This window comes from Pseudoxanthomonas sp. GW2 (genome assembly GCF_000283075.1).
Lineage (GTDB): Bacteria > Pseudomonadota > Gammaproteobacteria > Xanthomonadales > Xanthomonadaceae > Pseudoxanthomonas.
Genome location: NZ_ALIP01000117.1, coordinates 1 through 10,353 on the forward strand (window position 1 = coordinate 1; position 10,353 = coordinate 10,353).

A 10,353-nucleotide genomic window follows, 5' to 3' on the forward strand; every position below is an offset into this window, starting at 1 on the left:
GGGTCGCATCATGCGCCCGCCGCGGCGCGGCGGGCGCGTGCCGGGCTCAGGGCTGGGCGTCGAAGCGCGCCAGCGCGGTGGCCAGGGCCTCGCCCATCATGCGCAGGAACAGGGTGCCCATGCCCGGGTAGAAGCGGTTCGGGTCGTGGCTGCCGACCGCGACCAGGCCGGTGCCGGCCAGCGGCAGCAACGCGCTGGACTGCACCTGCTCGCGCGCCTGCCCGTACAGCACCGCGTTCTTGTCCGCTTGCAGGCGCCCGCACAGCGGCTCGCCAGAGGCCAGCGCGTCGCGGAACGCGCCCAGTTCCGGCGCGTCCTCGGCCACCACGCGCAGCCACTCGGCGTCCTCCAGGCCCGCCACCGGGCGGAACGAGACGATCCGCACCAGGTCGCCGGCGAAGTCCTCGGCCAGCGAGGCGGCCATCGCGCGCAGGGTCTCTGCGCGGCTGTCCTGGCGCATCAGCGACAGGGTCAGCTGGTGGGTGCGCACCGCCAGCTGCTCGTTGACCTGGGCGTTGGCCGACAGGTCGGCCAGCCGCCGCGACAGCTCGCGGTTCTTCTCCCGCAGCACCTCCAGCTGGTAGCTGGCCAGCGAGGCGGTGCGTCCGTCCTCGCGCGGCACCACCAGGCTTTGCGCCAGGTCGGGGAACTGCTTAAGGAAATCCGGGTGCCGGCGCAGCCAGGCAGCCACCTCGTGCGCGCCGAGTTTCTCCTGGGTCTCGCTCATGCCTGCCACTCCCCTTCGAATACGAATGCGGCCGGTCCGGCCATGATGATCGGTGCGTCGTCGGCCGCCCAGCCGATGCGCAGGTCCCCGCCCGGCAACGACACCGTGGCCTGCCGCGCGATGCGGCCGCGCCGCACCAGCGCGGCCACCGCGGCGCAGGCGCCGCTGCCGCAGGCCAGGGTCTCGCCCACCCCGCGCTCGTACACGCGCAGGCGCACGTGGTCCGGCGCCAGCACCTGGGCGAAGCCCACGTTGACCGACTGCGGGAACGCGGGCGAGGCCTGCAGGGCGGCGCCAAGCCCGGCCACGTCGGCTGTGCCCACGTCGCCTACCTCGATCACCGCGTGCGGATTGCCCATCGACACCGCGCCAAACACGACGCGGCGGCCATCGAGCTCCAGCGCGTACTCCGCCGCCTCGGCCTCGAACCCGGCCAGCGGCACCGCAGCCGGGGCGAAGCGCGGCGCCCCCATGTCGACCGCGTAGCGGTCGTCGCCCAGTACCTGCACCTGGTGGATGCCGGCGGGGCTGTCGACCACGAAGCGTTCGCCGCGGGCGGCACCGTCGCGCACCAGCCAGGCGGCCACGCAGCGCGCGCCGTTGCCGCACTGCCCCGAGGGGCTGCCGTCGGCGTTCCAGATGCGGTAGGCGGCCACCGCGCCGGCGCTGCGCGGCGGCTCGATGGTCAGGATCTGGTCGCAGCCCACGCCGCGGTGGCGGTCGGCCAGGCGCGCGGCCAGTGCCGCGTCCGGCGGTGGGCTGCCATCGCGCAGGTCCAGCACGACGAAGTCGTTGCCGGCCCCGTGCATCTTGCTGAAGCGCAGGCGCTCAGCCATCGCCATCGTCCGCGCCTGCGTCCTCCGGCACGGGCAGCGGCTCGGCCGGGGTGGTGGGAACGTCGCCCGGCGCGGGCGCGTCCGGCTCCACCGGGGAACTGGCCGGCGGCGCGGGCGCCGGGTCCTCGACCGGGACCGGCTTCTGCGGCATGACCAGCGGGCCCTTGTTGCCGCAGGCGGCCAGCAGCGGCAGCGCGGCAAGTGCCAGGAGGAAGGCGGAACGTCGGATGGTGTCCATGCGCCGAGTATAGCGACGCGCTGGTGCAGGCCGGTTCGCCGGCTGCCATTCACGGCGGCGGATCGGCGCCCTCCGGTGGCTCCGGGCGCAGCCACAGCCAGGTGCCGACCACGGCCATGCAGGCAACCGGCAGCACCACCATCCAGGCGCGGTGCGAGGGCACGGCCAGCATCACCCCCAGCAGGACCGCGGCGCAGGCGAGCATCGCCCAGGTCGCCGCCCATTTGGCCCGGCGTGGTACCGCGCGGTGCTGGCGCCAGGCGCCAATCACCGGACCGAAGCGCGGATGCTCCAGCAGCCGCCGTTCCAGCCGCTCGGAGCCGCGTGCCGCGGCCCAGGCCGCGACCAGGATGAAGACCGTGGTCGGCAGGCCCGGCAGGAAGATGCCGAGGATGCCCACGCCGAGGCTGGCGTAGGCCAGCAGCCACCAGGCCCAGCGGAAGCGGTCGCGGTTGCCCATCGGCGCATCATAGGCCGGCGGGCGTGGCGCGTCCGTGGCCGCCCGGCCACGGACGGCATGGCGTGCGCGGGCGGCAGGCCCGCGCACGCGCCCGGGTCAGGGCTTTTCGGCCACGCCCAGCTGGTCGAGCACGAAGGCGTAGTACTCGGCCTGCTCGCGGAAGCGGCGGAAGCGGCCGGACTTGCCGCCGTGGCCGGCGTCCATGTTGGTGCGGAACACGATCGGCGCGCTGCCGGTGTTGAGGTCGCGCAGCTTCGCCACCCACTTGGCCGGCTCCCAGTACTGCACCTGCGAGTCCCACAGGCCGGTGCCGACGAACATCGCCGGGTAGGCCTGGGCGCGCACGTTGTCGTACGGGGAGTACTTGAGCATGTACTCGTAGTACTGCGGCTGCTCCGGGTTGCCCCACTCGTCGTACTCGTTGGTGGTCAGCGGGATCGACGGATCGAGCATGGTGGTGACCACGTCCACGAAGGGCACCTGGGCCACGATCACCTTGTAGTCCTGCGGCGCCTGGTTGGCCACCGCGCCCATCAGCAGGCCGCCGGCACTGCCGCCCATGGCCGCGACCCGGCCCGGCGCGGCATAGCCCTGCGCGACCAGGGCGCGGGTCACGTCGACGAAGTCGTTGAAGGTGTTCTGCTTGCGCAGCAGCTTGCCGTCCTCGTACCACTTGCGGCCCAGTTCCTGGCCGCCGCGGATGTGGGCGATGGCGTAGACCACGCCGCGGTCCAGCAGGCTCACCACCGGGCCGTTGAAGCCCGGGTCCATGGAGATGCCGTAGCTGCCGTAGGCGTACTGGAACAGCGCCGCGGTGCCGTCCTTCCGGAAGCCCTTGCGGTAGACCAGCGACACCGGGATGCGCACGCCGTCGCGCGCCTCCACCCACAGCCGCTCGGTGGCGTACTGCGACGGGTCGTAGCCCGGCACCACCTGCTGCTTGAGCTGGCGGCGCTCGCCGGTGGCCACGTTGAGCTCGTAGGTGGTGGCCGGGGTGGTCAGCGAGGTGTAGCCGTAGCGCAGCCACTGGGTGTCCGGCTCGGCGTTGACCGACAGGCCCATCGAGTAGGCCGGCTCGTCCGCCGCCACGTACTGCTGGCTGCCGTCGGCGCGCAGGATGCGCACCCGCTCCAGGCCACCGGAGCGCTCGCCGACCGCGGTGAAGCCGTCGAACAGCTCGTACCCCTCGATGAACCCCTCGGGGTCGTGCGGCAGCCAGTCCTGCCACTGCTTGCGCGAGGTGGCGTCGCTGGGCGCGGTGACCAGCTTGAAGTTGGTGGCGCCGTCGGCGTTGGTGCGGATCACCCAGCGGCCGCCGTGGTGGTCGGCGTCGTACTCCACGTCGCGCTGGCGCGGCGCCAGCACCCGGAACTCGCGCGGGTCCGCGGCCGGGGCGTAGCGGACCTCGGAGGACACGGTGCTGTCCAGGCCGATGGTGATGTACTTGTCGTCGCGGGTGCGGCCGATGCCCATGTAGAAGGAATCGTCCTCCTCCTCGTACACCAGCGGGTCCTGCTCCGCCGGGGTGCCCAGCACGTGCTTCTTCACGCGCACGGTCAGCAGCGTTTCCGGGTCGTTCTCGACGTAGAACAGGGTGCGGTTGTCGTCGGCCCACACCAGGTTGGGCGAGACGCCCTTGATGGTGTCCGGGTAGACCTCGCCGGTGGCCAGGTTGCGGAAGCGGATGGTGTACTGGCGGCGGCCGGCGTCGTCCTCCGCCCAGGCCAGCAGGGTGTTGTCGGGGCTGACCTCGTAGTCGCCGACGCTGAAGTAGTCCTTGCCGGCGGCCAGCTGGTTGACGTCCAGCAGCACCTGCTCGGCGGCGAAGTCGCCGGCCTCGTTGGCGGCCTGGATCGCGACCGCGTCCACGCCGGGGCCGTCCTTGCGGCGGGCGGGGACCGGGTAGTCCTTGCCCTTCTCGTAGCGCGAGTAGTACCACCAGCCGCGCTCGCGGTACGGCACCGAGCTGTCGTCCTGCTTGATGCGCGCGACGATCTCCCCGTACAGCTTCTCCTGCAGCGGCTTCAGCGGCGCCAGCAGCTGGTCGGCGTAGGCGTTCTCGGCCTCCAGGTAGGCCAGCATGCGGCGGTCCTGGCGGGTGTCGTCGCGCAGCCAGTAGTAGTCGTCCTGGCGGGAGGCGCCGAACGGGGCGGTCACCGTGAACGGCTTGCGCTCGGCGTCGGGCGGGGCGGCGATGGCGGGGGGCGTGGTCATCAGCAGGGCAAGTGCGAACAGGAAGGGCATTCTCATCGATGCGGTCCCGGGATGGAAAACGGAAGGGTCCGCGCGCGCGCGGACCCCGGAACCAGGCGCCCCCGGCCGGGGCCGGGGGCGCGAGGGATCACTTCTTGGCCTTGGCCGGCTGGCTCAGGCGCTGCCAGAGGAAGGCGTAGGCCAGCGCGCTCATGTGCGCGGCCTGGGCATTGTTGGCCGCGCCGCCGTGGCCGCCCTCGATGTTCTCGTAGTAGGTCACGTCCTTGCCGGCATCGATCATCTTCGCCGCCATCTTGCGCGCGTGGCCCGGGTGGACGCGGTCGTCGCGGGTGGAGGTGAGGAAGATCACCGGCGGGTACTCCTTCGCCGGGTCGAACAGGTGGTACGGCGAGAAGGTCCTGATGAACTCCCAGTCGGAAGTGTCCGGGTTGCCGTACTCGGCCATCCACGAGGCGCCGGCCAGCAGCTTGTTGTAGCGCTTCATGTCCAGCAGCGGCACCTGCACCACCACCGCGCCGAACAGCTCCGGGTACTGGGTCAGCATGTTGCCGGTCAGCAGGCCGCCGTTGCTGCCGCCCTGCACGCCCAGGTGCTGCGGCGAGGTGATCTTGCGCTTGACCAGGTCCTGCGCGACCGCGGCCATGTCCTCGTAGGCCTTGTGCCGGTTCTGCTTGAGCGCGGCCTGGTGCCAGCGCGGGCCGTACTCGCCGCCGCCGCGGATGTTGGCCACCGCGTACACGCCGCCGCGCGACAGCCAGGCGCGGCCGAGGCCGCCGGAGTACGACGGGGTCAGCGAGATCTCGAAGCCACCGTAGCCGTACAGCAGGGTCGGCGCCTTGCCGTCCAGCTTCAGGTCCTTCGGCCGCACCAGGAAGTACGGCACGCGGGTGCCGTCCTTGCTGGTGGCGAAGTGCTGCTCGATCGCGTGCTTGCTGCTGTCGAAGAACGACGGCATCGACTTCAGCTGCTCCGGCTGCTGGCCGATGGCGGCCAGCGACAGCGTGGTCGGGGTCAGGTAGTCGGTGGCGGTCAGCCACACCGCGTCGGATTCGTCGCTGTCCACCGCGCCCACGGCCAGGGTGCCGAACGCCGGCGCGCCCACGAACTCGCTGCGCTTCCAGCCGCCGGCGGCCGGGGTCAGCACGTGCAGGCGGTTCTTCACGTCCTCCAGCACGTTGAGCACCAGGTGCGAGCGGGTCCAGGCGAAGCTGGCCAGCGAGCTGCGCTCGGTCGGCTCGAACAGCACCTCGAACTCGCGCTTGCCGGCCATGAACTCGTCGAAGTTGGCCGCCAGCAGCGAACCGGCGGCGTAGGTGCGGCCGCCCACGGACCACGGCTCGCGCAGCTCCAGGGTCAGCCACTGGCGCTTGACGCCCTTGTTGGCCGAGTTGGGCGCGTCGACCTTGGCTAGCTTGCCGTCCTTGCCGACCAGGTACAGCTCGTCGTTGTAGAAGGCGATGGTGCGGCTGACGAAGTCGCGCTCGAAGCCCGGGGTGTCGTCGTGGAAGGCGGCGATGTACATGTCGTCGTCCTTGCCCTCGTACACGACCTCGGCCGACTCCAGCGGGGTGCCGCGCTTCCAGCGCTTGACGATGCGCGGGTAGCCGGACTCGGTGGTCGAGCCGTCGCCGAAGTCGGTGTAGACGTAGACGGTGTCCTGGTCGATCCAGTTCAGGCCGCCCTTGGCCTCGGGCCGGAAGAAGCCGCCCTCGACCCAGGCCTTGCGCTCGAGGTCGAACTCGCGGGTGACGTCGGCGTCGGCGCCGCCGCGCGACAGCGCGATCAGGCAGCGCTCGTAGGCCGGGCGCAGGCAGTCGGCGCCGTGCCACACCCAGTTCTCGCCCTCGGCCTTGTTCAGCGCGTCGAGGTCGAGGATCGTTTCCCAGGCGGGGTTGGGCTTGCGGTACTCCTCGAGCGTGGTGCGGCGCCAGACGCCGCGCTCGTGGTTACGGTCCTTCCAGAAGTTGTAGTAGTACCCCCCGATCTTCTGCACCCCGGGGATCTTGGCGTCGGAGTCCAGCACCTCGCGGATGCCGGCCTCCATGGCCTTGAACTCGGGCGTGGAGGCGAGGGCGGCGTCGGTCCGGGCGTTCTGGGCGCGGACCCAGGCCAGCTGGCGCTCGCCGGTCACGTCCTCCAGCCACTGGTAGGGATCGTCGGCCATGTTGGGCTCCTGGGCATGGGCCACCCCGGCGGCGGCGAGACCGGCGACGAGGCAGGCCTGGGCAAGACGCGACATACGCACTCCGTGAAACTGGGACAGCCGGCGAAGCTAGCACAGCGCCCGCCGGACGTACGCATGCCGATGGTCAGGGGCCCGTGGCGGTCCCGGCCGCGCTCAGGCGGCGGCGCGGCGGCCGAAGCCGGAAGCCCGGCGCCCCCCGCGGCGGCGGGCCTGGACCCGCGGCCGCAGCTGGCGCAGGCGGCGCGCGGCGGCCGGCAGCGCCGGCGGCAGGCGGAAACGGTGCAGCGCCCACCATGCCGCCAGCGGCATGCCCACCAGCCACAGCGGCCACCAGCCGATCCACTCGGAGGAACCGCGCAGCGGCGGCACCAGGCATACGCCCAGCAGGCCGGTGGCGAACCAGTAGCGCAACAGCCTTTCCAGGTTCGATTCCGGAGCCCCGGCGGCTTCGGGTTGGCGGGGGGCGGCGGCGGGGGTAGGCGACCAGTTCGACATGGCTGCGGCTCCTTGTTGGGAGGCGCAGGTTGCCGGGGGGCCATCTCACCGGCTGCGATGGTGTACCCCCTCCGCCTGCGGGGAGGTCGGGGGCGAGAGCCGGGCTCCAGCCGCAGCGATCACTGCCAGGGCCTACGGAAGCACACCGACTTTGCGGGCAATGCTGCAACCGGTGCCCGCGCCCGGGGAGCCCGGAGTTCCGCTTCTTGCGGGCCCCAGCCGGCGCCGGGTTGCCGGGCCCTTCCCCTATCCCCGGGAGGAAGAGGGAAGCATGGCCCCCGCCTCAGCGGTCGTACTGCGCCAGCGCCAGCGAAAGCAGGCTCTTGGCCTGCTCGCGCAGCACCGCCGGCTCGACGATCTCGGCATCGGCACCGTAGTGCAGCACGTCCATCAGCAGCTCGCGCGAGACGCTGTAGGGCACCTTCAGCTCGTAGCGGCCGTCGGGCAGGAAGCGGCCCTGCTGGCGCGAGTGCCAGTGCTCGTCGGCCACCCAGCGCGCGACCTTGGGGCTGAACACGATGGTCGCCCAGCCCTTGGGCTCGCCGGAGAAGATGCCGTAGCTGGAAGCGAAGTGCTGGTCCAGCACGCCGTCCTCGACATCGTGCGCCGGCTCGTCCAGCAGCCGCGCCTGGCTGATCCGGTCCACGGCGAAGCTGCGCAGGCCCTCGCGCTCGTGGTCCCAGGCATCCAGGTACCAGTTGTCGCGGTAATGGGTGATCCGCTGCGGCGAGACCTTGCGCCGGGTGATCTCGTCGGTGGAGCGTGCGCGGTATTCGAAGGCCAGGCGCTTGCGCTCCAGCACCGCCGAGGCGACGGTGCGGAAGCTGGTCTCGTCCAGGCGGCGGCCGCGGTGCGGGATCACCCGCACCCGCTGCACCGGCCAGCGGCTGGTGCCAGCCTGGGCGGCAAGCAGGCCCTCGATGCGCTGCTGCAGCGGCGCCAGCACGCTGGACAGCACCCCGGCGCCGGTGCGCCGCAGCAGCTGCTGCGAGGCCAGCAGCGCGTACAGCTCCTCGGAGCTGAGCCACAGCCCCGGCAGCTCGAACCGCTCGCTCTCGGCCGCCGCGTAGCGGAAGCCCGCCTCGCCGTCGCCCTCCACCGGCGCCATCAGCGCGTCGCGCAGGAAGGCCAGGTCGCGGTAGACGGTGGCCCGGGAGCAGCCCAGCTCCTCCTGCAGCCGCGGCACGGTCACCGGGTAGCGCGCCGCCTTGAGGATGCGGTGCAGCGCGTTGATGCGTTCGTAGCGGTCCATGCCCGCGATTATGCGCGGTTGCAGGGCCCGCTGCGACGGAGGCCGGGCGACCCGCCCTGCCGGCCGCGCTTGCCTGGCTCGCAGGCACCCGGCCCACCGGCGCGGCTCGCGCTAGCTGCGGCACGGGGCGTGCGGGCGGGCGCGGGGCCTACAGGAACTCGCCGGCGCCGCGCTCCAGCAGCTCGGCGGCCAGGCGCCGGCCCAGCGCCGCCGGGTCGGCGGCCGGGCCCTCGCCTTCGGCGCGCACGGCGCGGCCGTCGGCGGCCGAGCCGACCAGGGCCTGCAGGTGCAGGCGGTCACCGCGCAGCTCCGCGTAGGCGGCCACCGGCACGTGGCAGCTGCCGTGCAGGCTGCGGTTGAGCGCGCGCTCGGCCTCGATCACGGTGCGGGTGGGCGCGTGCTCCAGCACCGACAGCAGGCCGAGGGTGCGTTCGTCGCCGGCGCGGCACTCGCAGGCCACCACCGCCTGCGCCGGCGCCGGCAGCCACTGCGGCGGCAGCAGGCGGGAGCGGATGCGCGCGTCCAGGCCCAGCCGCTGCAGGCCGGCGCACGCCAGCACGATGGCGTCGTACTCGCCGGCGTCGAGCTTGGCCAGGCGGGTGTTGACGTTGCCGCGCAGGTCGCGCAGCTGCAGGTCCGGGCGGCGCGCGCGCAGCTGCGCCTGGCGGCGCAGCGAGGAGGTGCCGACCACCGCGCCCTGCGGCAATGCGTCCAGGTCGGCGCAGGCGTTGCTGACGAAGGCATCGGCCGGGTCGGCGCGCTCCAGCACCGCCGGCAGGGCGAAGCCCGGCTCCAGCTCCATCGGCACGTCCTTGAGCGAGTGCACCGCGCAGTCGGCCTCGCCGCGCTGCATCGCCAGCTCCAGTTCCTTGAGGAACAGGCCCTTGCCGCCGATCGCCGCCAGCGAGCGGTCCAGGACCTCGTCGCCGCGGGTGCTCAGCGGCACCAGCACCACCTCCAGGCCGGGATGGGCCGCGCGCAGGCGGGCGGCGACGTATTCGCTCTGCCACAGGGCGAGCGGGCTCTTGCGGGTGGCGATGCGCAGGGTGTCCATGCGCGCATTATCGGCGAAGCACGCCCCCGGCGCCTTGCGCGGAACGCTTGCGCCGGTGGCCTGCCCCTGCCCGGCTGGCGCTCAGGGCTGCTGCAGGGCCTGGCGCAGCACCGGCACGCAGCGCCGGCTGACCTCCAGGGCCGGCCCGCCGCTGCGCAGCAGGGCCTGGACGTGGCCGTCCGGGCCGCGCCGCAGTTCGGACAGTTCGCGGCGCGCCACCAGGCAGTTGCGGTGGATGCGCACGAACAGGTCGCCGAACTCCTCTTCCAGCGACTTCAGCGATTCCTCGATCAGGTCCTGGCCGCGGGCGTGGTGCACGACCACGTACTTCTCCTCGGCCTGCAGATAACGCACGTCCTCCAGCGGGATCACCCGCAGGCTGCCGCGCAGGCGCGCGCACAGCTGGGTGCGGCGCTGCGCCGGGACGGCGTTGCCGCGCCCGGCCAGGAACGCGCGCACGCGCCCCAGCGCGGCGGCCAGCCGCTCCGGGCGCACCGGCTTGACCAGGTAGTCGATCGCCGCGGCCTCGAACGCCGACAGCGCGTGCTCGTCGTAGGCGGTGCAGAACACCACCGCGGTGGCCGGGTCGCTGCCGGCCAGGCGCCGCGCCACTTCCAGCCCGTCCATGCCGGGCATGGCGATGTCCAGCAGCACGGCGTGCGGCTGGTGGCGGGCGCAGGCCTCCAGCGCCTCGCTGCCGTCGCCGGCCTCGGCCACCACTTCGACTCCTGCATCGCCGGCAAGAAGCGTGCGCAGGCGCTCGCGCGCCAGCGGCTCGTCGTCGGCGATCACCAGCTTCAGGCTGTGCATCAGGCGGATTGCGGATTTTCCCCGCGGCCATGGTAGCCGCGCCGGCGGCCGGCCGCCATCCGTCCTCGCCGCCCCCCCCCCC

At 72.8% G+C, this 10,353-nt stretch carries 10 protein-coding genes; all 10 read right to left on the reverse strand.

Annotation, left to right across the window (positions count from 1 at the left end):
• Nucleotides 1-46 precede the first annotated feature (46 nt).
• A complete protein-coding gene (locus B351_RS0109600) occupies nucleotides 47-727 on the reverse strand; it encodes a DUF484 family protein (protein WP_019398822.1) in 681 nt (226 codons plus the stop codon).
• Nucleotides 724-1,569, reverse strand: a complete 846-nt coding sequence (gene dapF / locus B351_RS0109605; protein ID WP_019398823.1) for a diaminopimelate epimerase — start codon at nucleotides 1,567-1,569, stop codon at nucleotides 724-726. The genes B351_RS0109600 and dapF overlap by 4 nt, the downstream gene beginning before the upstream one ends.
• Nucleotides 1,556-1,801, reverse strand: a complete 246-nt coding sequence (locus tag B351_RS0109610; protein WP_019398824.1) for an LPS translocon maturation chaperone LptM — start codon at nucleotides 1,799-1,801, stop codon at nucleotides 1,556-1,558. The genes dapF and B351_RS0109610 overlap by 14 nt, the downstream gene beginning before the upstream one ends.
• A 49-nt stretch (nucleotides 1,802-1,850) precedes the next feature.
• A complete protein-coding gene (locus B351_RS0109615) occupies nucleotides 1,851-2,261 on the reverse strand; it encodes a YbaN family protein (RefSeq protein ID WP_019398825.1) in 411 nt (136 codons plus the stop codon).
• Nucleotides 2,262-2,357: 96 nt separating this feature from the next.
• Nucleotides 2,358-4,511, reverse strand: a complete 2,154-nt coding sequence (locus B351_RS0109620) for a S9 family peptidase (protein WP_026010561.1) — start codon at nucleotides 4,509-4,511, stop codon at nucleotides 2,358-2,360.
• Nucleotides 4,512-4,602: 91 nt separating this feature from the next.
• The gene (locus B351_RS0109625; protein WP_026010562.1) at nucleotides 4,603-6,714 is read right to left on the reverse strand and encodes a prolyl oligopeptidase family protein; all 2,112 of its coding nucleotides are present in this window, start codon (nucleotides 6,712-6,714) and stop codon (nucleotides 4,603-4,605) included.
• 99 nt (nucleotides 6,715-6,813) lie between these two features.
• Complete coding sequence (locus B351_RS18170; RefSeq protein WP_019398828.1) at nucleotides 6,814-7,071, reverse strand: hypothetical protein; 258 nt, start codon at nucleotides 7,069-7,071, stop codon at nucleotides 6,814-6,816.
• Between the two features lie 367 nt (nucleotides 7,072-7,438).
• Entirely contained in the window at nucleotides 7,439-8,407 is a 969-nt protein-coding gene (locus tag B351_RS0109635) for a YafY family protein (RefSeq protein ID WP_019398829.1), read from the reverse strand.
• Between the two features lie 148 nt (nucleotides 8,408-8,555).
• The gene (gene hemC / locus B351_RS0109640) at nucleotides 8,556-9,461 is read right to left on the reverse strand and encodes a hydroxymethylbilane synthase (RefSeq protein WP_019398830.1); all 906 of its coding nucleotides are present in this window, start codon (nucleotides 9,459-9,461) and stop codon (nucleotides 8,556-8,558) included.
• Between the two features lie 81 nt (nucleotides 9,462-9,542).
• Complete coding sequence (locus B351_RS0109645) at nucleotides 9,543-10,271, reverse strand: LytTR family DNA-binding domain-containing protein (RefSeq protein WP_019398831.1); 729 nt, start codon at nucleotides 10,269-10,271, stop codon at nucleotides 9,543-9,545.
• Nucleotides 10,272-10,353: the final 82 nt, after the last annotated feature.